This is a genomic window from Massilia cellulosiltytica (assembly GCF_047325105.1).
Lineage (GTDB): Bacteria > Pseudomonadota > Gammaproteobacteria > Burkholderiales > Burkholderiaceae_D > Telluria > Telluria orientalis.
In genome coordinates this window covers 5491674-5517803 of record NZ_CP168562.1, presented here as the reverse complement: position 1 = coordinate 5517803, position 26130 = coordinate 5491674, and the positions used below count along the sequence as shown (strand labels likewise).

Here is a 26130-nt window from a genome sequence, read left to right as displayed (position 1 = left end):
ACGGGACACTGCGGCGAAGCTGGGAAAGGAGAAACATGGAGCATGGGGCGAATTCCAGACGAGTTGTGCGTTTCGGGACGCTTGCTATGGGGTAAAATTGCCCGCCATGCTGCCCTGGGTCAGCACGATGGTAAGGTAGACGCCGCGGATGTTGCAAGCGCTCTCTTAATTTACAGTTAAACAATATTCGGCGACGAGTCTTTGAGCCTTTTGATGCACAACCCGGAACCGCAGACGCAGCGCGAGCCCGACGCGCATGAGCAGGCGCACCCCCAGACGCATGCGCATCAGCATGTGCCTCTGGTGGAGCGCTGGGCCCGCGCGCGCGCCTGCTACCGCTATGCGAACCTCGCGTCGCATCATGTGCTCGGCTTCACGATCAAGACCGTCCTGCTCGTCTACTTCGCGTTCATGGTGCTGTTCCTGGTGCTGCGCTACGCGGTCCTGCCGAACATCGATTATTACAAGCCCGACATCGAACGGGCCGCCAGCCGCGCGCTGGGCAACCAGGTGACGATCGCGCGCGTCTACGCGTCGTGGCGCGGCCTGCGCCCGAACCTGTACCTGGGCGATCTGCGCCTGCACGACCGCGCCGGGCGCCAGTTGCTGGCGCTGCCGTCCGTGTCCGCCACCGTGTCGTGGTGGTCGGTGGTGGCGGCCGAACCCCGGTTCGAGGCGCTGGAAATCAACCGGCCGGAACTGGACGTGCGCCGCGGTACCGACGGCATCGTCGCCGTCGCGGGCGTACGCATCGATCCGAACAAGAAGGAGGAGGGCGGCGGCGCCGACTGGCTGCTGCGCCAGCACGAGGTCGTGATCCGCGAAGGCCGCCTGACGTGGACGGACGAACTGCGCGGCGCGCCCACGCTCGCGCTGTCGGACGTGACGCTCGTGCTGCAGAACCGCTGGACCACGCACCGCTTCGCCCTGAAGGCCGCGCCGCCGGCAGGCGCGGGCGACCCGCTCGACCTGCGCGCGCGCTTCTCGCACCCGCCGTTCGGCGCCAAGCCGTCCGACGCCCGCCGCTGGAAGGGCCAGGTGTATGCCGACCTGCGCAACACCGACCTCGCCGCCTGGAAGCAGTACGTCGATTATCCGTTCACCCTGCAGGAAGGCCGCGGCTCCGTGCGCGCCTGGCTCGACTTCGACCACGCCCGCCTGGCCGGGTTCACGGCCGACCTGGCGCTGGCCGGCGTCAGCGCGCGCCTCGGCCCGGACACGCCGCCGCTGTCCCTGGCGCGCGTAGCGGGCCGGCTGTCGGCCAGCGAGACCATCGCCCCGAACGTGGACGACGGCAAGCCGACCTTCGGCGCGCTGGGCCACGCGATCGGCCTGGAAAATTTCTCCGTCGTCACGGAAGGGGGCGTCGTGCTGCCGCCGGCCACCCTGAACGAATCGTGGCGCCCCGCCACGCGCACCCAGCCGGAACGCTTCGAAGTGCGCGCCGAACAGCTGGACGTGGGCGCGCTGGCCGCGCTGGCGGTGCAACTGCCCATCGCGCCGGCGCACCGCCAGCTGCTGACGGAACTGGCGCCGCGCGGCCGCGTCAACGACGCCGAGGTCGAATGGCAGGGCCGCTTCCCGCACATCGCCGGCTACCGTGTGCGCGGCAATGTCGAGAACCTCGGCATGAATCCGCTGGCGGCGCGCGCCGAGCTCGCCGCAGCCGATGGCCACCCGGCCCAGCCCGCGCGCCCCGCGCTGCCGGGTTTCAAGAATCTGTCGGGCCGCATCGACGCGAGCGACCATGGCGGCAGCGTCGACATCGATTCCGACAAGCTCGTGCTGGCGCTGCCGGCCTGGTTCGCCGATCCGGAAATGCCGTTCGATCAATTTGCGCTGCACGCACGCTGGACGCAGCTGGCGGACGAGCAGCTGGCCGTCGACGTGGACAGCCTGGACCTGACCCAGGGCGCGCTGAAGGCGAGCCTGACGGGCCGCCACGTGCTGTCGTTGAAAGCTGGCCAGGGGCCGGGCAATGCCGACTTCACGGGCACGGTCGACAATTTCGAGATCGCCAGCATCGGCCGCTGGCTGCCGCTCGCGACGCCGGAAGGCCTGCGCGAATGGCTGACCGGCGCGCTCCAGGGCGGCATGCTGCACGACGCGCGCCTGCGCCTGCGCGGCGACCTGGCCCAGTTCCCGTTCCGCGCCGAGAATGCCGTCCAGCGCGCCAAGGGCGAGTTCCGCGTCGGCGGCCGCATCGAGGACGGCAAGCTCGAGTACTCGCCCGGCCACAAGGCTGCCGACGGCAAGGCGCCGCTGTGGCCGCTGCTGGAAAACATCAACGGGACCATCGTGTTCGACCGCGCCCGCATGGACATCCACGCCAACACGGCGCGCACGCAGGGCATCGGCCTGTCGAACGTGCGGGCCGTGATCCCCGAGCTGGGCATTCACGAGATGATGCTCGACATCGACGGCACCGCCGCCGGCCCGTTGCCCGACTTCCTGCGCTACGTGGCGGCCAGCCCCGTGCTCGAATGGATCGGCCATTTCACCGAGGACACCAAAGGGACCGGCCCGGCGAAGCTGGGCCTGAAACTGCACCTGCCGCTCGCCAGCCTGCACGACGCGAAGGTGCAGGGCGCGCTGCAGCTGCAGAGCAACGACGTCGTGCTGTTCCCCGACCTGCCGCCGATCGAGGCCGCGCTGGGCCGCATCGACTTTTCCGAACACGGCGTGAACCTGAACGGCGTGGGCGCCAGCTTCCTCGGCGGACCGCTGCAATTGTCCGGCGGCACCCAGCGCGACGGCAGCATCCAGATCCGCATGGCCGGCAGCGCCACGGCCGAGGGCATGCGCCAGACGCGTTCCCTGCCGGCGCTGCAGCGCCTGGGCAATAAACTGTCCGGCGGCGCGCGCTTCGGCGGCACCGTCACGGTGAAGGACCGCCAGACCCAGGTCATCCTCGACACCAACCTGGCCGGCCTCGGCATCGAACTGCCCGCGCCGCTGAACAAGCCCGCGCCGGACGCGCTGCCGCTGCACTTCGTCCTCATGGGCCAGCCGACAGGCGTGGATGGCGTGGGCCACGACGACATCCGCATCCAGCTCGGCAATCTCGCGGCCGCGAAATACGTGCGCGAGCGCCAGCCCCACGGCCCGTGGATCGTCAAGCGGGGCGGCATCGGCGTCAACGTGCCCGCGCCCGAACCCGACAGCGGCATGATGATCAACGTGAACATGAAGGCGCTGAACGTGGACCGCTGGCTCGCGGCGGCCGCCGACATCGCCGGGCCGGGCGAGGCCGCGCCGGCTTCCGGCCCGTCCGCGGAAGGCGGCATGGGCCAGTACGTCGTGCCGGACATCGTGGCCGCCCGTGCCGGCGAACTGGTCATCGGCGAGCGGGCGCTGCGCGACGTCGTCGTCGGCGCCACGCACCAGAACAATACGTGGCAGGCCAGCATCGATTCGCGCCAGGTCGTCGGCTACGTCACGTGGGCCGAATCGGGCCAGGGCCTGGGCAAGGTGACGGCGCGCCTGGCGTCGCTCGTGATCCCGGAATCGTCCGCGAACGAAGTCAAGGACCTGCTCGAATCGAACAAGGGCGCCAGCGCCAGCATCCCGGCCCTCGACATCGTGGCCGATCGTTTCGAGCTGTTCAACAAGCAGTTTGGCCGCCTGGAACTCGTGGCCAGCAATGCGCAGGCGCTGGCCGGACGCGAATGGCGCATCGAGAAGCTGGCGCTGACGAATCCGGACGGCCAGCTGAAGGCGAACGGCCGCTGGCTCACGCGCGACGGCAAGAGCAACACGGCGCTCAATTTCACGCTCGACATCAGCGACGCCGGCCGCCTGCTGGACCGCCTGGGCTTCCCGGAGACGCTGCGCCATGGCAAGGGCTCGCTGTCCGGCGACATCTCGTGGGCCGGCCTGCCGTACTCGCTCGACATTCCGAGCCTGTCGGGCCAGATCCAGATGAATGTCGAGGATGGCCAATTCCTCAAGCAGGATCCGGGCGCCGCCAAACTGCTGGGCGTGCTGAGCCTGCAGATGCTGCCGCGCATGCTGAAGCTCGACTTCCACGACGTGTTCTCGGAAGGCCTCGCCTTCGACGGCATCACGGCGAACGCGATGATCACGCGCGGCGTCGTGCGTACGGATAATCTCAAGATGCACGGCGTGGCGGCGACGGTGCTGATGGACGGCACGGCCGACATCGCGCACGAATCGACGAACTTGCACGTCGTCGTGATCCCGGAATTCAATCTCGGCACCAGCTCGCTCGTGTACGGCCTCGCGGTGAACCCCGTGATCGGCCTCGGCAGCTTCCTGGCCCAGCTGTTCCTGCGCGCGCCCGTCATGAAGGCGTTGACTTACCACATGCAGGTGACGGGACCGTGGAAGTCGCCGCACATCGTCAAGCTGGAGAATTCGCCGGCCGTGACCGCCGCCGCCGAGAACGCGGCCGCGCAGGACCGCAACAAGGACAAGAAGGGAACCAAATGAAGACGACCGTTGCTGCAATCCAGATGGTGTCCACGCCGAACGTGGACGAGAACATCGCCACCGCGCGCCGCCTGATCGCGGACGCCGCCGCGCGCGGCGCGCGACTGGTCACGCTGCCGGAATACTGGCCCATCATGGGCATGACGGACACGGACAAGGTCGCCCACGCGGAACAGCCGGGCCACGGCCCCATCCAGGATTTCCTGGCCGGCCAGGCGCGCGCGCACGGCATCTGGCTCATCGGCGGTACCTTGCCGTTGGTCTCCGGCGACGCGGGTCGCGTGCTGAACACGACGCTCGTCTATGATCCGGCCGGGCAGCATGTCGGCCGCTACGACAAGATCCACTTGTTCGGTTTTAATAAAGGCACAGAATCGTACGACGAGGCCCGCACCATCGTCCCGGGCGAGACGGTCGGCGGCTTCGACGCCCCGTTCGGCAAGGTCGGCCTGGCCATCTGCTACGACCTGCGTTTCCCGGAACTGTTCCGCGCGATGGGCGAGTGCGCGCTGATCATCGTGCCGGCCGCGTTCACGCACACGACGGGCCTCGCGCACTGGGAAGTGCTGCTGCGCGCCCGCGCCATCGAGAACCAGTGCTACGTGCTGGCGTCGGCCCAGGGCGGTACGCACACGAATGGCCGCCGCACGTTCGGCCACAGCATGCTGATCGATCCGTGGGGCGAAGTGAAGGACGTGTTGCCGGAAGGCGAGGGCGTCGTCAGCGGCGAGATCGATCCCGACTACATCGCGAAGGTGCGCGAGAGTTTGCCGGCACTGAAACACCGCAAACTTTAAGGTATGGCACAATGCCCCATCCCTATCAGAAAGACCTGACGCAATGACTCCATTCGAACCGAATCTCTCCTCCCTCGCTGTCGCGCGCGACGTCCTGTTGACGCCATTCGGCCTCGACGAAGGCAAGCTGATCACGACGCTGGGGACGATGTTCACGCACAAGGTCGATTATGCCGACCTGTATTTCCAGTTCACCAAGAGCGAAGGCTGGAGCCTGGAAGAGGGCATCGTCAAGAGCGGCAGTTTTTCGATCGACCAGGGCGTCGGCGTGCGCGCCGTGTCGGGCGACAAGACGGCTTTCGCTTACTCCGACGAAATTTCGCAGGCCGCCCTGCTGGACGCCGCCGCGGCCACGCGCACGATCGCGCGCGCGGGCGCCGGCCGCGTGAAGGTTGCAGCGAACGTCCAGCCGTCCGGCGGCCGCTCGCTGTATCTGCCGCATGACCCGCTGGCCTCGCTCGACGCGACCGCGAAAGTCGCGCTGCTGGAGCGTGTCGAAAAAATCGCGCGTGCAAAAGACCCGCGCGTCGTGCAGGTGATGGCCGGCCTGGCCGGCGAGTACGACGTCGTGCTCGTCGTCCGCAGCGACGGCGTGCTGGCGGCCGATATCCGTCCGCTCGTGCGCGTCTCCGTCACCGTCATCGCCGAGCAGAACGGCCGGCGCGAGATGGGCTCGTCGGGTGGCGGCGGCCGTTACGATTACAACTATTTCAGCGACGAACTGCTGGAAAAATACGCCAGCGAAGCCGTGCAGTCGGCGCTCGTGAACCTGGAAGCGCGTCCGGCCCCGGCCGGTCCGATGACCATCGTGCTCGGCCCGGGCTGGCCCGGCGTGCTGCTGCACGAAGCCGTCGGCCACGGCCTTGAAGGCGACTTCAACCGCAAGGGCTCGTCCGCGTATGCCGGCATGATCGGCCAGCGCGTCGCCGCGAAGGGCGTGACCGTCGTCGACGACGGTACCCTGCAGGACCGCCGCGGTTCGCTGAACATGGACGACGAGGGCAACCCGACGCAGTGCACGACCTTGATCGAAGACGGCATCCTGAAGGGCTATATCCAGGACACGATGAACGCGCGCCTGATGAAGATGCCGGTGACGGGCAATGCGCGCCGCGAATCGTTCGCCCACCTGCCGATGCCGCGCATGACGAACACGTACATGCTGGCCGGCGACAAGGACCCGGCCGAGATCCTGGCCTCGGTCAAGAACGGCCTGTATGCGGTGAACTTCGGCGGCGGCCAGGTCGACATCACGAACGGCAAGTTCGTGTTCTCGGCCAGCGAAGCCTACATGATCGAGGACGGTAAAGTGACGTACCCGGTGAAGGGCGCGACCCTGATCGGCAACGGTCCGGACACGATGAACCGCATCTCGATGATCGGCAACGACATGCGCCTGGACTCGGGCGTGGGTGTGTGCGGCAAGGAAGGCCAGAGCGTCCCGGTGGGCGTGGGCCAGCCCACGCTGCGCATCGACGGCGTGACCGTCGGCGGCACGGCGTAAGGCCTCGCCGCACCGCGATGGCCTCCGCCTTCGCCGCCTTCTTTACCATAGCGCCCGCCCCGTGCGGGCGTTTGTTCTTCCGGGCTGCCTTGATCACGCTCGCCGTTGCGACGCACCCGTGGTGCGCCGCGGCCGACGAACACACGAACGTCGCCACCCGCTTCGGGCCGGTGGAGACGCAGCCCGGCGCCGACCGCTCCGACATCCGCTTCCGCGGCGCATCGCTGGGGCAGGTCGACGGCAATGCGAGCCTCGTCAAGCTGACCGTGCAGGACGATGCGGACTACGTGCTCGTCGATGCGGCGTTGCCCGATCCGCAGTGCCGGCACCGCTTTACCCTGCTGCAGATCGGGCCGGGCGACGACGCGACGATGTCGCAACCGTTCGGCGATTGCCTGACCGGGTTCGGCGCCCGCCGTGCAGGCGACAAGCTGGTCGTCCAGCTGGCGCAGGAGGGCACGGGACAGGTGCACGAGTTCGTCTGGATGCAGGATCGCATGAAGGAACTCACCAACGTGCTCACCCGCTGCGAAGCGGCCCAGGTCACGGCCGCGTCGCGCTGGCTTCCGGTGGCCGCCGGGCAGGCCGGCCGCGTCATCACCGGCACCGGCCGCGCCTGGTTCCACACGGCGCCGCTGGACGAGTGCAAGCTGCCACAGTTGTTCGTGATCCCGGGCGACGTGCTGACCGTCCTCCACACGTATGGCGATTACGCGGACGTCGCGTACCGCAATCCGCGCACGGGCCGCGAGGCCAGCGGCTGGATCAGGCTCGATCGGCTCGCGCCGATGCGGACGCCACCGGAGCCGGCCTTGTGACACACTGGCTCCGACCGATCATCATCGCAAGGAGCCCGACATGGCCAACGATCAAGCACGGCAACCAGGCGCACAGCCGCCTCAGACCAACGCACAGCAGCCCAACGCGGCGGTACCGGCACCGCAGCAACCTCCCGACTTCGACGGCCTCGAGGGCAAGAAGCCCGAAGAGCTGACGCCGGAAGAGCTGCGGCTGATGGCCGACACGATGCCCGGTGAAGGGCCCGGGGACTAGAACGAGTAGCGCGCCCCCAGCGTATAAAAGCGTCCGCGGGCACCCTCGTAGTCGAGCGGGTTGTACGCCTGCGCGCCATAGGTCAGCGGGTCGAGCGGTGCGATCTTGTCGAACAGGTTCTGGACCGAGCCGAACACTTCCCAGCGCTGCTGCGGCTTCCAGCGCACCACCAGGTCGACCGTCGTGAACGACGCCAGTTCGCAACCGTTCGGGGCGTCGGCGCCGTTGGCGAAGGTCACGGCGCAACCGCTCGGGTCGCCCCGGAAGAAGCGGTTTTCCAGCACGCCGCGGTAGTTCACGTTGGCCGATACGCGCAGGTTGTTGCGGTCCCAGCCGAACCGCATGTTGACGCGGTCGGCCGGCGTGCCCGTGCAGTTCGTCACGTCGCAGTTGCCGTGCGTGCCCGCGAATTCGCGCGATGTGCCGTCCTGTTCGGTGCGCAGCCATTCGAAGATGTGCGTGTACTTCACGTCGAACGTGGCATTGCCCCAGGCGTCCGGCAGGCGGTGGTTGTAGCGCGCGTCCACGTCGAGGCCGCGCACCTTGCTCTGGGCGGAGTTGACGTAGCGGGTCAGCACGGCGGTGATCTGGCCCGGGTCGCCCGGGATGCCGCTCACGCTGCCAGGATCGCGCGCCACGCTGCCGGCGGCGATGGCAGCGTCGACCTGTTCCTGGTTGATCTCGTTCTTGCGCTTGATCTTCCAGTAGTCCACGGAGATGCTCGTGCGCGGCAGCGGGTCCCAGATGACGCCCAGCGTGTAGCTCTTCGACCGTTCCGGCGACAGGTTCGGGTTGGGCGACGTGATCAGCGCCACCGATGCCGGGTTGCAGGCGTTCGTCACACCCAGCGCGCAGCGCACGGGGTCGGCCGCGGTGGAGAAGGCGGCCAGGCCGCCGACGCCGTTCTCGGCCGGACTCGGCGCGCGGAAGCCCCGCGCGAACGTGCCGCGCAGCGCGAATTGCCGCACCGGCGTCCACTTCAGGCCGAACTTCGGCGTCCAGGAACTGCCGACGTCGGTGAAGTGGTCGTAACGCAGCGCGGCCGACGCTTCCACGTTGAACGGCAGCGGCGCCAGGCCTTCGCCGTACAGCGCGAACACGTTGCGGGCGCCGGAATAGGCGGAATAGCCCAGGCCGATGATATTGCCCCGCTCCGTGCCGGTGGTGGGCCGCAGTTCCGTCATCTCGTGGCGGAATTCCGTGCCCAGCGCCAGGCCCAGGTTGCCGGCCAGGTAGGGGATGCCGGCGAACTCGCGCGTGCCCTTGAAGTCGACCTGCGCAACCTTGGTGTTGGCCGCGTTGCCGATGGCCGGCGACAGGGCGGCATACAGCGCCGGCGAATTCAGGGGCGCGTTTTCGGCGATGCGCCAGACGGTACCCAGCGGCAGCGCCGCATAGGCGGGGCTGTTCGCCGCCGCCGCCGCGATGTTGGCAGGGGTGGGATCGAGCAGGGCGAAGGCGACGTCGCGCTGCAGGAAGCCGTTCTGCGTGTTGTTGACGTGGTTGTGCGAGAACAGCAGGGCCGAGTCCCAGTCCCAGCCGTAGTGCGTGCCCTTGGCGCCGCCGAGCCAGCGCAGGAAGTTGGAATCGATGTTGGACTTGCGCGGCCCGACGTCGGCAGCCAGGTAGCGGATCCGCGCGGCCGTGCCGAAATACGGGTTGTCCGGATGGTTCGCACCGAGCTGGACGACGGCATTGTTCACGGGCCCGCCGGGGAAGCCCACGGAGGCGCTGACGGAGGAGGGCGTCGTGGCGGTGTCCGTCTGGCTCGTGTACCAGTTGAACTCGCTGTACAGTTGGAGCGACGGGTCCAGCTGCAGCGTGCCGCGCAGGAAGAAGCTCAGGTTTTCCTGCTTCGGCTCGATCTGGTTGTACTGCATCGAGGCGTCAATCAGGCAGCCGCCGCCGGGATCGCCCTGCGGGTGGTTCGTGAAGTTGGAGCAGGCCGCGCCCGGGAAGGTGCGGGTGAAGCCGGGGCCCGCCAGGTTGCCGCGGTTGTAGTAATTGGTCGGGTCGGCCGGATTGCGCACGTTGCCATTGATGGCGTTGCCGGCCGTGCCGGTGCCGGGCAGGATGGCGCCGGTACCGCCGAGCGCCTGGTCGGCCGAATAGCCCCAGCGGCGCAGGTCGTTGCGGCCGATCCACTCGCGGTCCGCGCGGTCGCGGTACCAGATCTCGTCGAACTTCTTGTACTCGATGCTGAACAGGACGTTGTAGCGGTCGGTGTCGAGGCTGCCGACGCCCTTGGTGAACGCGACGTTCGTGCGCTTGCCGTCCCAGTCGTCGCTGGCGCCGCGCGAGAAGCGCACCGTGTTGCCCTGGAAGTCGCGGCGCAGGATGATGTTGACGACGCCGGCGATGGCGTCCGAACCGTAGATGGCGGACGCGCCGTCCTTCAGCACCTCGACGCGCTCGACGGCATCCGTCGGGATCACGTTCAGGTCCGTGAACTGCTTCTGGCCGTCGTCGGCGAGGCCGTACGGGGCCATGCGGCGGCCATTCAGCAGCACGAGCGTGGACGCCGCGCCCAGGCCGCGCAGCGAGATGCCCGAGGCGCCGGCGGCGAAGCCGTTGCCGAAGGTGGTGGGCACGGAACCCTGGTTGTCGACGGCCAGCGTCTGCAGCAGCTCGGCCACGGTGGCCTTGCCGGAACGCTCGATGTCGGCGCGGTTGACGGTGATCACGGAGGACGCCGTTTCGGCCTCGGAGCGGCGGATGTTCGAGCCGGTGATCTCGACGCGCGGGACGGGTTTCGGTGCGACTTCCTGGGCCGGCGCCGGCAGTGCGAGGATCGTGAGGCCGATGGCGCCCCCGCCCGCGAACAGGCGTCGGATCGTTCGGGATATCGGGGTTTCAGTCATGTCCAGACTCCAATGCGATGAGGGATGGTCGACCCGGTGCGCATCAATCCGGGGCTCGTTGCGACTTTTGCATCTTGCATAAAGCGGCAACTGACATCTCTCAAGCGTGTCCGGCACAGCGGAAAAGATGTCGGGTTGATGCAACCGATCGCCTGTATAGGCAACCGTAACCGACAGATCACAGGCCAAATAAAGTCTTGCCAACGTCGCAGCAATGTTGTTATAGTCAATCGACTACTTCGGAATCTCTCCATGCGCCACGCCGTTTTCTTTACCTTTTATTTTTGGTTTAGCCATTCCAGCCCGACGGCGGTGGAGTAGCGGCAGGTTCACGCAGCAACAGAACAGAGTCCGACACAAGAATCCAAAAGACCGCCGAGCTGGCGGTCTTTTTTTTTTACGCCCCAGAATTTAACCAGATCAAGAACGGAGAACCGCAATGCCTCGCACCGACGATTTACGCATCCGCGAAATGAAGGAACTGACGCCGCCCTCGCACCTGATCCGCGAATTCCCGGTGACCCCGGAAGCGGAACAGGTCGCGTCGCAGGCGCGCATGGCGCTGCATCGCATCCTGCACGGGCAGGACGACCGCCTGATGGTCGTGATCGGCCCGTGCTCGATCCACGATCCGAACGCCGCGATGGAATACGCCCGCCGCCTCGTCGAGCAGCGCCACCGCTTTGCCGGCGAGCTGGAAGTGATCATGCGCGTGTACTTCGAGAAGCCGCGCACGACGGTCGGCTGGAAGGGCATGATCAACGACCCGTACATGGACAACAGCTTCCGCATCAACGACGGCCTGCGCATGGCGCGCGAACTGCTGCGCGACATTAACGAACTGGGACTGCCGGCCGGCACCGAATTCCTCGACGTGATCAGTCCGCAATACATCGCCGACCTGATCAGCTGGGGCGCGATCGGTGCCCGCACGACGGAATCGCAGGTGCACCGCGAGCTGGCGTCGGGCCTGTCCTGCCCGGTCGGCTTCAAGAACGGCACCGACGGCAACATCAAGATCGCGGCCGATGCAATCAAGGCCGCGTCGCAGCCGCACCACTTCCTGTCCGTGACGAAGGGTGGCCACTCGGCGATCGTGTCGACCGCGGGCAACGAGGACTGCCACATCATCCTGCGCGGCGGCAAGGCGCCGAACTACGACGCGGCCAGCGTCGAGGACGCCTGCAAGCAGCTCGCCGCCAACGGCCTCGCGAGCCGCCTGATGATCGACGCGTCGCACGCCAACAGCAGCAAGAACCCGCAGAACCAGGTGCCCGTATGCGCGGACATCGGCAGCCAGATCGCGGCGGGCGATACGCGCATCGTCGGCGTGATGGTCGAGTCGCACCTCGTCGGCGGCCGCCAGGACCTCGTGCCGGGCAAGGAACTGACGTACGGCCAGTCCGTCACCGACGGCTGCATCGACTGGGAGACCAGCATCGCCGTGCTGGAAAACCTCGCGGCCAGCGTGCGCGCACGCCGCCTGCGCGACGACGCGTAATAGTTCTTGCCAACCGGAAGCGCCCACTCCAGAATCGTATGTAAGTGTACATACTTGAAGGGGTGGCATGGCTTCCAACGAAGGTGAAATCGCCGCCTGGGAACGCGCGGCACAGGCGGCGCTGAAGGGCGCCAATCCACGCCTGGCGGCGCAGCTGTGGCAGCGCATCCTGGAACAGGTGCCGACGCACGGACCGGCGCTGCTCGGCATGGCGCAGCTGCACTACCGGTCCGGCGCGCTGCCCGAGGCCCGCGCGCTGCTCGAGCGTCTCGTCGCGGCGGACGGGCGCGACAAGCAGCAGTGGATCAACCTCGCCGTCGTCTGCATGGCCCAGCACGACGAGGCGCGCGAGGAAGAGGCGATCCGGCGCGCGCTCGTGCTGGAGCCGACCGACCTCGTGGCGCTGATCCTGCGCGCCGGTCTGCTCACGCGCCAGGGCAAGCGCCACGCGGCCGCGCGCGCGCATGGCGCCGTCGCCGCGGTGGCGCCGCCGCTGCAGCAACTGCCGCCCGAACTGCGCCCGGCCGTGCAGGAAGCCATGGCCTACCGCGCACAGTACGACACCGATTTCGGCCGCTTCCTCGACGACCACATGGCGCCCCTGTTGCGCGACCTGCGCGGCGAGCGCGTGCAACGCTTCACGACATCCCTCGACATCATGCTGGGCCGCAAGCGCCGCTACGAGCCGCAGCCCGCGCTGTTCCACTTCCAGGGCCTGGCGCCCATCACCTTTTTCGACCGCGCGGACTTTCCGTGGCTCGACGCGTTCGAGCGCGAGCTTGACGCGATCCGCGCGGAATTCCTCGCCGCGCAGGCTGGCGCCGAAGGTTTTACGCCTTACATGCAGTATGGCGACGACCAGCCGCTGCGCCAGTGGGTCGAGCTGAACAACTCGCTGCGCTGGAGCGCCTTCCACCTCGTCGAAGCGGGCAAGGTCAACGAGGCCAACGCAGCGCGCTGCCCGCGCACGATGGCCTTGCTGGCCGGTGCGCCGCAGCCGGACCAGCCGGGCCGCACGCCCGTCGCGATGTTTTCCGTGCTGAAGCCGAAGACGCGCATCCCGCCGCACTGCGGCGTCAGCAACGTCCGCCTCGTCACGCACGTACCGCTCGTCGTGCCGCCGGGCTGCGGCTTCCGCGTCGGCAACGACGTGCGCACGTGGGAAGAGGGCAAGGCGTGGGTGTTCGACGACACCATCGAGCACGAGGCGTGGAACGACAGCGACGCTCCCCGCGCGATCCTGATGTTCGACATCTGGCATCCGCACCTGACGGGGCCCGAGCGCGCGCTCGTGACGGCCATGAGCGACGGCATGAATGCATTCTCGGCAGACGAAGGCAGCTTCGGGCTGTAATAGTCGGCAGGACAAATGAAAACCGCCGCCGGCCTCGCAGCCGGCGGCGGTTTTTTTACGGCTCCGGATCAGACGATCAGAAGCGGTAAGTCACGTTGGCGTAGATGAAGCGGCCATACGCGTCGTACACCTGCGGGAACGTATTGCCGTTGCCGTAGGTACCCGTCACCGAGCTCGACGAAGCGATCGGCGGATCCTTGTCCAGCAGGTTGTTGATGCCGAAGCTCAGGGCCAGCTTGCGGCTGAAGCGGTACACGCCGTTCAGGTCGAAGTAGCTGCGCGAAGCCAGGTACGCGTCGCGCTGCGTGTCCAGTTCGCCGGCCAGCTGCGTGTTCGAATCGAGCATGTCGTTCTTCACGCGGTCGATGTAGCGCCAGGTGAGCGACAAGTCGAGGTTGTACGGGCTCGACCAGGTCGTGCGCAGCTTGTGGCGCCATTTCGGCATCGCCGGCGCGGAAATGCCGCAGGTCGGGCCGTACAGGCCGGCGCAGTCGTAGCTGCCCGTCCCCGGCAGGTTTTCCACCGTGTAGCTCTTCAGGTAGGTGCCGTTCAGCGTGAAGTCCAGGTTGCCGTAGCTCTGCGGCAGGCGGGTGCGGTAGCTGGCGCCCACGTCCAGGCCCGAGGTGCCCTGCGAACCGATGTTCGTGGTGCCGGCTTCGACGTAGCCGGTCGGCAGCAGCCACAGTGAGCCCAGCGAGTCGCGGTGGATCATGTTGCAGTACAGCGCATTGCCGGTCTGCAGGCACTGCGTGAACACGCTCTGGGCGTTGACGGCCTGGATCGCGTCCTTGATCTTCAGCTTGAATGCGTCCAGCGTGATGGTCAGGTTCTTGATCGGGTCGATCACGATACCGATCGTGTACGTGTTCGCGGTTTCCGGCTTGACGTTCGGGTTGCCGCCGGTACGGCCGTTGTACTGGTTGGTCGAGTTTTCCGCGACCTTGCCGTACAGCGAAGCCGGCAGGCCCGTGTTGGCGCACTGGGCTTGCGTGGCTTTCGGGCTCTCGCCGCCGCACGGATCGTCGTTCGGACCGGCCAGCACCACGGCTTGCGGCGTGTACAGTTCATAGATGTTCGGTGCGCGGACGGCGCGCTGGGCGGAACCGCGCACGCGCACCTGGTCGATCGGCTGCCAGTCGAGGCCCAGGCCGAACGTGTTGGTCTTCGCGTCCGTGCTGTAGTTCGAACGGCGGTACGAGCCCGACAGGTCCATGTGCTTCGAGAAGGGCATGTTGTCCAGCAGCGGCAGCTTGAATTCGCCGAAGGCTTCCTTCACGTTGTACGCGCCCGTGACGGCCGGGGAGGCGCCGCCGGCGCCGGACAGGTCGCCGGTCTGGTTTTCGTAGTCGGGCTGGAACGACAGCTTCTCCATGCGCTGCTCGTAGCCGAACGACACGCCGGCGCCGCTTTCGGCGGTCGGCAGCTTCAGGCCGAAGCGGGTCAGGTCGGTGCCGAAGTTCAGGCCGAACACGGATTGCTGCGTGAAGCCGCCGTTCGAGCCGGTGGCGTTCAGGTAGTCCAGCGCGGCCTGGGTGACGCCGCCCTGCTTGAACAGGTTGTACGGCACGCAGGCGGGGTCGGAACCGTTGACGACCGAGCGGCACACGGCCTTGCCCGTGGTCGGGTCGGCGACGACGTCCAGCGCGTTGGCGATCAGGCGGGTCGAGAAGTAGCCGGTCGCGCGGTCGCTGTGGTTGACGCGTGCGAACTGGCCGAACACGTCGTACGACCAGTCGCCGATCATGCCTTTCACGCCCAGCACTTCGCGGAACGACGAATCGGTGATGTTGGTCGAGCGCGGGCCGCCTTCGACGTTACGCTTGCCGACGGAGACGGTCGTGGTGTCGCCCGGTGCCTTCAGGCCCAGCGCGGCGCGCCAGGCATCGTTCAGCAGCGGGTTGTCGTAGCCGATCGTCGCCTGCTGGCCGTAGAAGATGCCGCCCGGCGCGATCTGGGCGTCGGTCGTGTAGTTGTGGAAGTTGAATTCGCTGTACAGGCGCGCGTTCTCGTTGATGTCGTAGTGCAGCATCGAGTTGACGTTGTACTCGTCCGACGGGCGCTGGAAGAAGTTCAGGGGGCCGAAGTTGTAGGCATCGGTGGCCGACACGTACTTGCGCGGATTGCCGTTCGCATCCGGGGTGAACGTGCCGACACGGGCGATCGACGTGCCGGAGCCCGAGCAGGCGAAGCCCGGATCGGACGCGCCCAGCGAGCAGGCCGAGAAGTCGCGCTGCGATTGCAGCAGGGCGTCGGCGTGGCGGTGCGACACGAAGAACGTCGCGTTGCCCTTGTTGTCGGCGAAGTTCGAGCCGGCCAGCAGGCTGAAGTCGTACTTCTTGGCGTCGAAGGTGTGGTTGCCCGGCAGCGGGAAGCCCTTCTTGTTGACGACGCCCTGGATCTCGTCGTTGTGCTGCTTGTGGTTGGCGCCGGAGATATTGGCTTCCAGTTCCACGCCTTCGTAGTTGTCCTTCAGGATGAAGTTGACGACGCCCGACACGGCGCCCGAGCCGTACACGGCGCCGGCGCCGCCGGTCAGCACGTCGACACGTCGGATCAGTTCACTCGGGATCTGGTTCAGGTCGGCTGCGACACTGAGCACGCTGCCGGAAGGCAAACGCTTGCCGTTGACGAGCACCAGGGTACGCTGCGAGCCCATGCCGCGCAGGTCGACGGTGGCGGTGCCGCTGGCGCCGTTCGAGATGGCCGCACCCTGCGACGCGAACACCTGGGGCAGGTTGTTCAGCAGGTCTTCGGTATTGCGCACGCCATCGATCTTGATGTCCTTGGCGCTCAGGGTGGTGATGGGGCTGGAGCCTTCCGTGTTCAGCGATGGAATGCGCGAACCCGTCACTTCCACGCGCTGCATCGACGCGGCGGGTGCCGCGGCATTGTCCTGTGCATGAACGATGGACGCGCCGAGCGCCATGCCGCCGGCAAACATCAATCGAACCGATCGAGATAAAACTTTTTCCGACATCATTTGTCTTGAGTCCCTTCTGAGCTGGACCGGTGCGGACTACGCGCCGGCTCGCAGATCCTGTTATTGATCTTCATCCATCCTTTTGGGAGGGAATGTTTATTTGCTACAAGACAATGAAATCATTGCTAATAAACAAAGTCAACGTGTAAATATGCATATATGCATAAATACTGTAAATACCAAACCAAATTTTTTGAAATGAAAAAATGGCTAATAGAAATTCTGCTTTAAATGTTGTATTTAGTTTTTTATTCGGAATTTTATAGGCACGTAATTACAACTCTTTGCCCCATTGTGGTGCGGCGCTGCACCAAAAACAAACGGGACAGTGAGTGCTCACTGTCCCGTTCGTCATCGTCCGACGATCAGCCGGCGAACCGGCTGTCTGTCATCAGAACTGGTAACGCACGCCGGCCTTGAAGAAGCGGCCGATGGCGCCGCTCGCGTCCATCGGGTTGTAGCTCATGCCGCCGTAGGTCAGCGGATCCAGCGGTGCGATCTTGTCGAACAGGTTCGTGATCGAGCCGTAGACCTGCAGTTGCTGCGTGACCTGGTAACGGGCCGACAGGTCGATCGTCGTGAACGACGCCAGGCGGCAGTTGCCCGGTGCCGGCGAGCCGTTCGCGTACTGCGAGGCGCACTTGTCGCCCGCGAAGTACACGTTCTGCATGTCGGCGCGGTAGTTCGCGGTCGCCGTCACGTTCAGGTCCTGGCGGTCCCAGGACACGGTCGTGCTGATCTTGTCCTTCGGCGTACCTGCGCAGTCCGACGTATCGCAGTTGCCGTGCGTGCCGGCGTACTGGAAGCGCGTGCCGTTCTTCTCGGCGCGCACCCACGATGCGACGTGCGTCCAGGTCAGGCCCACGGTGGCGCGGCCGTAGTCGCCCAGGCGGAAGCGCTGCTTGACGTCCAGGTCGACACCCTTGACTTCCGTGAAGCTGGAGTTCTGGTACGGCGCCTTCGACAGCAGCAGCGTGCCAGTGTTCGGGATCGCGACGCCATTCACGACGAGGTTGTTGTCGTTGCGGATCGCGGTCGGCAGGGCGGCGGCTTCCACGTACGACAGCGGGTTGATCTCGTTGGAGCGCTTGATCTTGAAGGCGTCCAGCGACAGCGCGGTGCCGTCGAACGGATCCCATACCATGCCCAGCGTGTAGCCCTTCGATTTTTCCGGCTGCAGGCTCGGGTTGCCGACCTTGACGGCGCCGATCGTGATCGAGCAGTCGGCCTGGGTAGCGCCGCCGGCGGCCGGCGTGCCGCCCGGGCAGCGGATCGGGTCACGCACGGCCGAGTTGCCGGTGCTCTGCGAGGCCGGGCTGAACTCCGCCGGGCCCGGAGCGCGGAAGCCTTCCGTGTAGGTCGTGCGCAGCGCGAAGGTCTTCAGCGGGGTCCACTTGGCGCCGAACTTCGGCGTGGTCGACGAGAAGTCCTTGTACTTGTCGTAGCGGACGGCGGCGTTCAGCTCGACCGTCTTGACGATCGGCGCAGCCACTTCGAAGAACACGGCCGACACGTTCTGGGAGCCCTGGGCAGCCACGTACGACGAGTTGATCGAGCCGTCCGACGTGCCCGACAGCGACGGGTTGTCCAGCGACTGGTGGCGGTATTCGCCGCCGACCGCGAGACCCAGCGCGCCGCCCGGCAGTTGCATCAGTTCGCGCGACGCCTTGAAGTCGAGGACGTCCAGCTTGGTGGTCGAGTGCGACGTGGCGTTCGTGGCCAGCGCGGCGTACAGCGCCGCCGGGTTCTTGCCGGCCTGCGCGCCGATGTAGTACGGGAACAGGGCGTTCGTCGGATCGCCCAGCGCGGCCTGCAGCACCTTCATGTTCAGCATGTTGCTGTAGTTCAGGTCGAGTGCCGACTGCGAGTGCGTGAGGCCGGTGTCGAAGTCCCAGCCCGCCACGGTGCCTTTCAGGCCGAACACGAAGCGCGAGAATTCGTTGTCGGCCGAGCGGGTGCTGGGGCCGACGTCGAACAGGGAGTAGCGCAGGCGCACGGGGACGCCGTACGGGTTCTGCGGATGGGTGGCGCCCATCAGGATCGCGTTGCCGTAGTTGATGATGCCGGTCGGGTTGGCGGCGTTCGGCGGGAACGCGATGGTGCCGCTGGTCGACGGCGGGATCAGCGTGAATTCGGTGTCGCGCTTCGAGTAGCCGGCTTCGGCGTAGAACTGCAGGTCGTTGCTCAGGTTCTTGGTGAAGCGGGTGTAGAAGTTCATGCCGCCGATCTTCGGCTGCATCGAACGGAACTGGTCGGCGTACCACAGGCAGCCGCCGGCCGGGTCTTGCGCCGCGGTGACGGAGAACTGCGAGCAGCCCGGCAGCGACACGTAGTTGCCGGTCTTCGGATCGCGCAGCGCGCCGGTCGGCGTCGGCTGGGACGCGCCCGACGTGATGTAGCCGTAGCCGAACTGGGTGTTGGCGGCATAGCCCCACGGACGGATGTCGCCATGGCCGATCCATTCGCGGCCCGCGCGGTCCTTGTTCAGCAGCGACTGGTTGCCGTAGAACTCGGCGTTGACCATGACGTTGTAGCCGTCTTCGTCCAGGCGGCCCTTGCCCCAGGTGAGCGCGGCCTTGCCGGTGCCGGCGTCGTGGTAGCGCGATTCGCCGACTTCGGCCTTGAAGGTCGTGCCGACGAAGTCCTTGCGCAGGATGATGTTGACCACGCCCGCGATCGCGTCGGCGCCGTAGGTCGACGAGGCGCCGTCCTTCAGGATCTCGATGCGCTCGACGGCTTCCATCGGCACGGTCGACAGGTCGGTGAAGCTCTTCTGGCCGTCGTCGGCGCGCGCGAACGGTGCCATGCGGCGGCCGTTCAGCAGGACCAGGGTCGAGGTGGCGCCCAGGCCGCGCAGCGAGATGGCGGTGGAACCGGCGGCGAAGCCGTTGCCGAAACCGGTCGGCAGCGAACCGGCGCCATCCGACGTCAAGGTCTGCAGGTATTCCGCGACGGTGCCCTTGCCGGACTTGGCGAGGTCTTCGCGGCTGACCACCTGCACGGGCGAAGCCGTTTCGGCGGTCGCGCGCTTGATGCTGGAACCGGTGATTTCGACACGCTGGATCGGACCCTGGGCGTCTTGCGCCACGGCCGGTGCAGCGCCCAGCGCCGCATAGGCGAGGGCGAGCGTGACTGCTTGTGCGATAGCTTTCTTTTGATACATTACAACTCCAAATGGGGCTTCGATGGCAAGGCTAAACATCGACGCATTCCAGATTCGGAACATTCATGGTATGTATATGCCGGACTGGAAAATCTAATGATGTAAGCTCTCTCTCATTGTCCAAAAATCTAGAATTCATTTTTTGGCAACGCATCAGACCACCGCAGCGTGCAATGTGTCAATACGATGACAATGCATATTGCGTAAACACCACAACAGCCCATCCATTTGGTTATGGCCTCATGACATCTTTTCCCGGCAGGGGCGGCGCAATCTGGTCTATAGTTCCGAACGCGTTCGAAGACTCACCCGGGAATCCCGATGTTTGCTTATATCCTGCGGCGCCTGTGGCAGATGCTGCCGACGATGGCCGGCGTCGTCGTGCTGGTGTTCGTGCTGTTCAATTGGGTCGGCGGCGACCCCTCGTACCTGTTGGCGGGCAAGATGGCCGACGCGCGCGCCATCGCAAACATCCGCGCCCAGCTGGGGCTCGATGCGCCGTGGTACGTCCAGCTCGGCATCTTCGTGAAGCAGATCGTCACGTTCGACTTCGGCAACGCGTGGGCGACGGGCGAGCCCGTGTCGCACATCATCGCCAGCCGCCTGGGGCCATCGCTGACGGTGCTCGTGCCGCTGACGGTGCTGGAGACCACGATCGGCATCGCGCTGGCGCTCGCCGTCGCCTTCGTGCGCGGCTCGCTGACGGACCGCATCGTGATGGTCGCGTGCACGGTCGGCATGTCGATCTCGATCCTCGTCTACATCATCGTGTTCCAGTATGGTCTCGCCTATAAGCTCGGGTTGTTCCCCGTGCAGGGGTGGGGCGAGCATTTCACGGAAAACCTGCTGCGCTACGCCACCCTGCCGATCCTGATCGGCCTCACTGTGTCGCTGGCGCCGACGTTGCGCCTGTTCCGCAGCTTCGTGCTGGACGAAGTCGGGCAGGACTACGTGCGCACGGCGCGCGCGAAAGGCTTGCCGGAGCGGCGCATCGTCTGGGTGCACGTGCTGCGCAACGCCGCCATTCCCATCATCACATACGTCATGGCCAACCTGCCGGCGCTCCTGATCGGCGCCTTCCTGCTCGAGCGCTTCTTCGGCATCCCCGGCATCGGGCGCGAAGTGATCCTCGCCGTCGAGCGCAGCGACTTCCCCGTGATCAAGGCGATCACCGTGTACGTCGCCGCCGCCACGATGGTGTTCAACCTGCTGGCGGACCTGATGTACCAGGCCGTCGACCCGCGCGTGCAGCTCAAATGACGGTTCAAGAGCTGACCCTTCCCGCAACGCCTGTCGGCCTGTGGGGTCTGGCCTGGCGCCGCCTGTGTGCCGACCGCGTCGCGATGGTCTCGCTGGCCGTCGTGGGCCTGTTCCTGTTGTCCGTCGTGCTGGCGGCGACGGGTCTCGTCGCGGCCGACTGGGAAGACGAAGTGGCCGTCAATTACGCGCCGCCTTCCTTCGTCGGCCCGGATCCAGCGCTGGCCGCGCTCGCGCTGCCGCCGCGGCCGGCGCCGCCGAATGCGCTCGATCCGCTCGCGGGCGACATCGCCGAGCTACGGGCGCAACTGGCACGCCAGGGCCATGCCGCGCATGCGGCCAAACGCACCACGCTGCCGTTCGGCGCCGACAAATGGGGCCACGACATCGTGAGGAAGACGATCAAGGGCGGCCAGACGTCGATCGTCGTGGGCCTCGTCGCCGCGTTCGTCGCCGTCGCGCTGGGCACGCTGTTCGGCGCGCTGTCCGGCTTCTATGGCGGGCTGGTCGACGATTTGTTCAACTGGTTCTACAACGTGTTCACGGCGATCCCCTCGATCCTGATGATCCTCACCGTGGCCGCCGTGCTGCAGACAAAGGGCGTGCTGACGATCGTGCTGATCCTCGGCCTCACCGGCTGGACGGGGCCGTACCGCCTGATCCGCGCCGAGTACATCAAGCACAAGGCGCGGGAATACGTGATGGCGGCCGACGCGATCGGCGCGTCCGGCTGGCGCAAGATGTTCGTGCACATCTTCCCGAACGTGTCGCACGTGGCGCTCGTGCAGATGTCGATCCTCGTCGTCGGCTTCATCAAGGCCGAAGTGATCCTGTCGTTCCTCGGCTTCGGCGTGCCGGTGGGCGTCGTCTCGTGGGGCAGCATGCTGAACGAGGCGCAGAATGAACTCATCCTCGGCAAATGGTGGCAACTGACGGCGGCCGCCAGCGCCATGGCCATCCTGGTCACGGCGTTCTCGCTGTTCGCCGATGCGCTGCGCGATGCGCTGGATCCGAAACTCAAATGAGCACCATGAATCTTCTCGAGGTCCATGATCTGCGCGTGTCCTTCCGGACCGACAGGAAGAACACGTTCGAGGCCGTGAAGGGCATCTCGTTCAGCCTGCCGCTCGATGCGACCGTCGCGCTGGTCGGCGAATCGGGCAGCGGCAAGTCCGTCAGCTCGCTCGCCGTGATGGGCCTGTTGCCGGCCGAGACGACGATCATCCATCCCGGCTCGTCGATCCGTTTCGAAGGCCGCGAGCTGCTCGACCTCCCGATCGCGGAACGCCGGCGCCTGTGCGGCAAGGACATCGCGATGATCTTCCAGGAACCGATGTCGTCGCTGAATCCCGTGTTCACGGTCGGCTTCCAGATCGGTGAAGTGCTGCGCCTGCACCTCGGCATGGACAAGCGCCAGGCGCGCGCCCGCACGCTCGAACTGCTGGAGGAAGTGGGCATTCCCGATCCCGCGCAAAAGATCGACGCCTATCCGAGCCAGATGTCGGGCGGCCAGCAGCAGCGCGTGATGATCGCGATGGCCATCGCGTGCGAACCGAAGCTGCTGATCGCGGACGAGCCGACGACGGCGCTGGACGTGACGATCCAGAAGCAGATCATGGACCTGATCGCGGCGCTCCAGCGACGCCGCCGCATGGCCGTGCTCTTCATCACGCACGACCTGGGCCTGGTGGGCGAGATCGCGGACCGCGTGATCGTCATGCGCCACGGCGAGGTGCGGGAAGAGGGCGCTGCCGCGCAGGTGCTGGGCGCCCCGCGCGACGCGTACACGCGCGCGCTGCTGCACTGCCGCCCGCCGCTGGATGCGCGGCCCGTGCGGCTGCCCGTCATCGACGATTACCTGAGCGGACGCGCGCAGCCCGGCGACACGCTGCCCCAGCGCGCGCGCGGCTATGCGCCGGGCGACGAGGACATCCTCGTGGTCAAGGGGCTGGCGAAGAGTTTCTACGTGCGCGAAGGCCTGTTCGGCAAGCGCGAATTCCAGGCCGTGAAGGACGTGTCGTTCACGCTCCCGCGCGGGAAAACGCTGGGCGTCGTGGGAGAATCGGGATCGGGCAAGACGACGGTCGGCCTCACGCTGCTGCGCCTGCACCGCGCGACCGGCGGCAGCGCGCTGTTCGACGGCCGCGACCTCGTCGCGATGAGCGATGCCGAGTTCCAGGCGTACAAGCGGCGCATCCAGATCGTGTTCCAGAATCCGTACGCGTCGCTGAACCCGCGCTTCACCGTCGGCCAGATCCTGCTGGAGCCGATGCGCATCCACCGCATCGGCGCGAACGATGCGGAGCGCACGGAACATGCGCGCCATCTGCTGCAGAGAGTGGGTCTCCCTGTGCAGGCGTTCGACCGCTATCCGCACGAATTCTCCGGCGGCCAGAGACAACGCATCGCCATCGCGCGCTGCCTGACGATGAAGCCGGAGATCCTCGTGTGCGACGAATCCGTGTCCGCGCTCGACGTGTCCGTGCAGGCGCAGGTGCTGAACCTGCTGCAGGACCTGCAGGACGAGTACAGGATGAGCTACATCTTCATCTCGCACGATCTGTCCGTGGTGAAGTACATCTCGGACCGCGTGATGGTGATGCACCACGGCAGCGTCGTCGAGATGGCCGATGCGGACGAGCTCTATCGCAATCCGCAGCATCCGTACACACAGCAACTGCTGGCCGCAATCCCGCGCGGCGCCTGAAAAATTCGGGGTCAGAGCACATTTCGGACCAAATTCGGGGTCAGAGTGAGATGCACCGGTTTGGTGGACAGGTTAAATCAGGTACACCTGTGCATTTTTTCGACTTCGGCCGGCGTACGGTAGCCGAGCGTCTGATGAAGGCGTTGCTGATTGTAGTACACGTCGATGTAGGCGGTGATGGCGGCTAGTGCCGACTGCTGATCTTCATAGACCGTGTGGTGCGTCACTTCGTTCTTCAGGTTCGAAAAGAAGCTCTCTGCCACGGCGTTGTCGTGGCAGTTTCCTCTGCGGCTCATGCTCGGGCATATTTGGTTGTCTTGCAAGTGATTGCGAAACATGGCCGAGGCAAACTGCGAGCCCTGATCCGTATGACAGATTAGCCCGCCGACAGGCTTTTGCTGTTCAATACCTGCTTGCAGTGCTGTCACGGCCAGCCTGGCTGTCTGGCTCGTTGCAGTGGCCCAGCCGATGACGCGACGTGTGCACAGGTCGATGAAGGCGGCAAGATGCAACGGCCCTTTTCTTGTCGCGATCTGCGTCATATCGCCGACCCAGACCCGGTTGGGCAACTTTACGGCAAATTCGCGTTTGACCAAATCTTCTGCGGGTGGCTCGCTCTTTTGATACGTCCGCATTTTTTTAAACCGCGCCATGCGTCGCGTCTCGATACCAGCAATCCGGCGTATCCTGGCCACGCGGTTACGGCTGCAGTTCACTCCGTCAGCCTGCAGCAGGCGCCAAGTCTTGATGACGCCTGGCGCGCGCCACTGTTTTGCATGCAATTCTTCGATGCGAATACGTAGCGCGACGTCTTCACGACTGCGTATGCTCGGCTCACGCCTGTGCGAGGCATAACAGCCGCTTCGGCTTACCTGCAGCAGCCGACACATCATCGCAATTGGAAACTCTTTGCAGTGCTGATGAACAAAGGCGTACTTCACGGCTTGCGTTTCGCAAAGTACGCGTCCGCCTTTTTTAAGATGGCATTCTCCATCTTTAACCGCTCATTTTCCCGCCGCAGTCGGGTCAACTCATCTTCGTCCTGTGCCAGCGGCCGCCCCGGGCCATTAAACGCCTTCTCCGCGCCAGCTTTCTCGAGCGCCTCAGCCCATTTGTAGAGCAAGTTGCGCCGCACGCCAAGTTCCAGCGCCAGAGCCGTCGCGTTATCAGTTTTCTTCAGACGTGCGACTGCTTCTTGCTTGAAAGCCTTCGTGAAGCTTTTGCGTCCGGTAGCGTCGGGTTTAGTCTTATCCATGGGAACGTATTGTCCTCTATTTGGGATGTCCACTAAACCCGGTACGTCTCAGAGCACATTTTGTGTCAATGGCTTGCGGAAAAGTTCGACTGAGACGATCGCGCCGGCGCGGCTTGGCGTGATCGGCTTTACCGAGAAATTTGTGATCACGAGCCATTGTTCAAAAATGTGCTCTGACCCCGAATTTCGAAATAAATGTGCTCTGACCCCGAATTTTGGGTGTTGCGCGCGGGCTGCGCGCGTTGCCGCTTTCGCCACGCCGGTGCCGGTTTTCCGCTACCATATGAGGATGGCCCAGCTCTCCCACCTGATTCACGTATATGGCGTCCTCATCGTGTTCGGCATCGTCCTGCTCGAACAGATCGGACTGCCCATTCCCGCGTTTCCGGTGCTGATCATCGCCGGTGCGTTGGCCGTCGACGGCGGGGCCAATTGGCCGCTGTACCTGGCCGCGGCCGTGCTGGCTTGCCTCATCAGCGATTATTTCTGGTTCCGCGCCGGCCGCTACTACGGCAAGCGCATCCTGCGCCTGCTGTGCAAGATTTCGCTGTCGCCCGATTCCTGCGTCAGCCAGACCGAGGACAATTTCAGCCGCTGGGGCGCGAAATCCCTCGTCGTCGCCAAGTTCATTCCCGGCTTCAATACGATCGCGCCGCCGCTCGCCGGCGCCATGGGCACGACGCCGCCGCAGTTCGTCTGGCTGTCCGTCGCCGGCGGCCTGCTGTGGAGCGGCGTGGGCATGGGCCTCGGTGCCTGGTTCCACAACAGCGTGGACGACGTCATCGCCTGGTTCGAGACCCTGGGCAGCACGGCGCTGATGGTGGTCGGCTTCCTGCTCGTGCTGTTCGTGGCGTTCAAGTACATCGAGCGCAAGCGCAACCTCGGCGGGGCCAACCTGCCGCGCATCACGATGGACGAGCTCAAGACCCTGGTCGAGGCGGGACACGATCCGCTGATCGTCGACGCCCGCGGCGTCACCGCGCGCCAGCTGGAAGCAGGCATTCCCGGCGCGCTGGTCTATGGCGACCATGTGCCGGAGCGCCTGATGGCCACGCTCGACAAGGACCGCCACATCGTCATCTATTGCTCCTGCCCGAACGACGTCACGGCGGCGCAGGTGGCGAAGGAATTCGTCAAGAACGGTTTTCATCGCGCCCGTCCGCTGCACGGCGGTCTGGATGCGTGGAACGACCACTGCGCGGCCGCCCAGGCCGACGCCGAGCTCAACCCCAAGCACGGTTGATCA

The 26130-nt window shown here is 65.7% G+C and carries 16 protein-coding genes; 11 read left to right on the top strand and 5 right to left on the bottom strand.

Features of this window, described 5'->3' with window-relative positions:
- Positions 1–213: 213 nt before the first annotated feature.
- The 5 genes from ACEN9H_RS24090 to ACEN9H_RS24070 all read left to right on the top strand — a co-directional run bounded on the left by ACEN9H_RS24090 (position 214) and on the right by ACEN9H_RS24070 (position 7806).
- On the top strand, positions 214–4452 hold the full coding sequence (locus ACEN9H_RS24090) for a YhdP family protein (RefSeq protein ID WP_413672355.1): 4239 nt from the start codon (positions 214–216) through the stop codon (positions 4450–4452).
- A complete protein-coding gene (locus ACEN9H_RS24085) occupies positions 4449–5249 on the top strand; it encodes a carbon-nitrogen hydrolase family protein (RefSeq protein ID WP_413672354.1) in 801 nt (266 codons plus the stop codon). The genes ACEN9H_RS24090 and ACEN9H_RS24085 overlap by 4 nt, the downstream gene beginning before the upstream one ends.
- A gap of 43 nt (positions 5250–5292) precedes the next feature.
- Positions 5293–6753, top strand: coding sequence for a metalloprotease TldD (gene tldD, locus ACEN9H_RS24080; protein ID WP_056123277.1), 1461 nt, complete (start codon positions 5293–5295; stop codon positions 6751–6753).
- Positions 6754–6842: 89 nt separating this feature from the next.
- Complete coding sequence (locus ACEN9H_RS24075) at positions 6843–7571, top strand: hypothetical protein (protein WP_413672353.1); 729 nt, start codon at positions 6843–6845, stop codon at positions 7569–7571.
- Positions 7572–7611: 40 nt separating this feature from the next.
- Positions 7612–7806 carry a hypothetical protein gene (locus ACEN9H_RS24070; protein ID WP_413672352.1) on the top strand — a complete coding sequence of 65 codons (195 nt, stop codon included), beginning with the start codon at positions 7612–7614 and terminating at the stop codon, positions 7804–7806.
- On the opposite strand, the gene ACEN9H_RS24065 is transcribed toward ACEN9H_RS24070, so the two are convergent.
- Positions 7803–10667 (bottom strand): TonB-dependent receptor, encoded by a 2865-nt coding sequence (locus tag ACEN9H_RS24065; RefSeq protein WP_413672351.1) that lies wholly within the window; start codon positions 10665–10667, stop codon positions 7803–7805. The two genes, ACEN9H_RS24070 and ACEN9H_RS24065, sit on opposite strands and share 4 nt — an antisense overlap.
- A gap of 439 nt (positions 10668–11106) precedes the next feature.
- On the opposite strand from ACEN9H_RS24065, the gene aroG reads away from it, so the two are divergent.
- Positions 11107–12168, top strand: coding sequence for a 3-deoxy-7-phosphoheptulonate synthase AroG (gene aroG, locus ACEN9H_RS24060; RefSeq protein WP_056123286.1), 1062 nt, complete (start codon positions 11107–11109; stop codon positions 12166–12168).
- 67 nt (positions 12169–12235) lie between these two features.
- Positions 12236–13522, top strand: a complete 1287-nt coding sequence (locus tag ACEN9H_RS24055) for an aspartyl/asparaginyl beta-hydroxylase domain-containing protein (protein ID WP_413672350.1) — start codon at positions 12236–12238, stop codon at positions 13520–13522.
- 76 nt (positions 13523–13598) lie between these two features.
- Here the strand turns inward: ACEN9H_RS24055 and ACEN9H_RS24050 are convergent, their stop codons facing one another.
- Positions 13599–16463 carry a TonB-dependent receptor gene (locus ACEN9H_RS24050; RefSeq protein ID WP_413672349.1) on the bottom strand — a complete coding sequence of 955 codons (2865 nt, stop codon included), beginning with the start codon at positions 16461–16463 and terminating at the stop codon, positions 13599–13601.
- A 430-nt stretch (positions 16464–16893) separates the two neighbouring features.
- Positions 16894–19665: a TonB-dependent receptor gene (locus tag ACEN9H_RS24045; protein ID WP_413672348.1), complete on the bottom strand. Its 2772-nt coding sequence runs from the start codon at positions 19663–19665 to the stop codon at positions 16894–16896.
- Positions 19666–19986: 321 nt separating this feature from the next.
- On the opposite strand from ACEN9H_RS24045, the gene ACEN9H_RS24040 reads away from it, so the two are divergent.
- From ACEN9H_RS24040 to ACEN9H_RS24030, 3 genes are read left to right on the top strand one after another with little or no spacing between them, the layout of a single operon-like run.
- Positions 19987–20925, top strand: coding sequence for an ABC transporter permease (locus ACEN9H_RS24040; RefSeq protein ID WP_413672347.1), 939 nt, complete (start codon positions 19987–19989; stop codon positions 20923–20925).
- Complete coding sequence (locus tag ACEN9H_RS24035) at positions 20922–21947, top strand: ABC transporter permease (RefSeq protein ID WP_413672346.1); 1026 nt, start codon at positions 20922–20924, stop codon at positions 21945–21947. Before ACEN9H_RS24040 ends, ACEN9H_RS24035 begins: the two co-directional genes overlap by 4 nt.
- Positions 21944–23629: an ABC transporter ATP-binding protein gene (locus tag ACEN9H_RS24030; RefSeq protein ID WP_413672345.1), complete on the top strand. Its 1686-nt coding sequence runs from the start codon at positions 21944–21946 to the stop codon at positions 23627–23629. The genes ACEN9H_RS24035 and ACEN9H_RS24030 overlap by 4 nt, the downstream gene beginning before the upstream one ends.
- Positions 23630–23706: 77 nt before the next feature.
- Here ACEN9H_RS24030 and ACEN9H_RS24025 read toward each other — a convergent pair whose 3' ends face one another.
- Positions 23707–24570 (bottom strand): IS3 family transposase, encoded by an 864-nt coding sequence (locus ACEN9H_RS24025; RefSeq protein WP_056132588.1) that lies wholly within the window; start codon positions 24568–24570, stop codon positions 23707–23709.
- The gene (locus tag ACEN9H_RS24020; protein WP_056132584.1) at positions 24567–24884 is read right to left on the bottom strand and encodes a transposase; all 318 of its coding nucleotides are present in this window, start codon (positions 24882–24884) and stop codon (positions 24567–24569) included. The genes ACEN9H_RS24025 and ACEN9H_RS24020 overlap by 4 nt, the downstream gene beginning before the upstream one ends.
- A 289-nt stretch (positions 24885–25173) precedes the next feature.
- On the opposite strand from ACEN9H_RS24020, the gene ACEN9H_RS24015 reads away from it, so the two are divergent.
- Complete coding sequence (locus ACEN9H_RS24015; RefSeq protein WP_413672344.1) at positions 25174–26127, top strand: VTT domain-containing protein; 954 nt, start codon at positions 25174–25176, stop codon at positions 26125–26127.
- Positions 26128–26130: the final 3 nt, after the last annotated feature.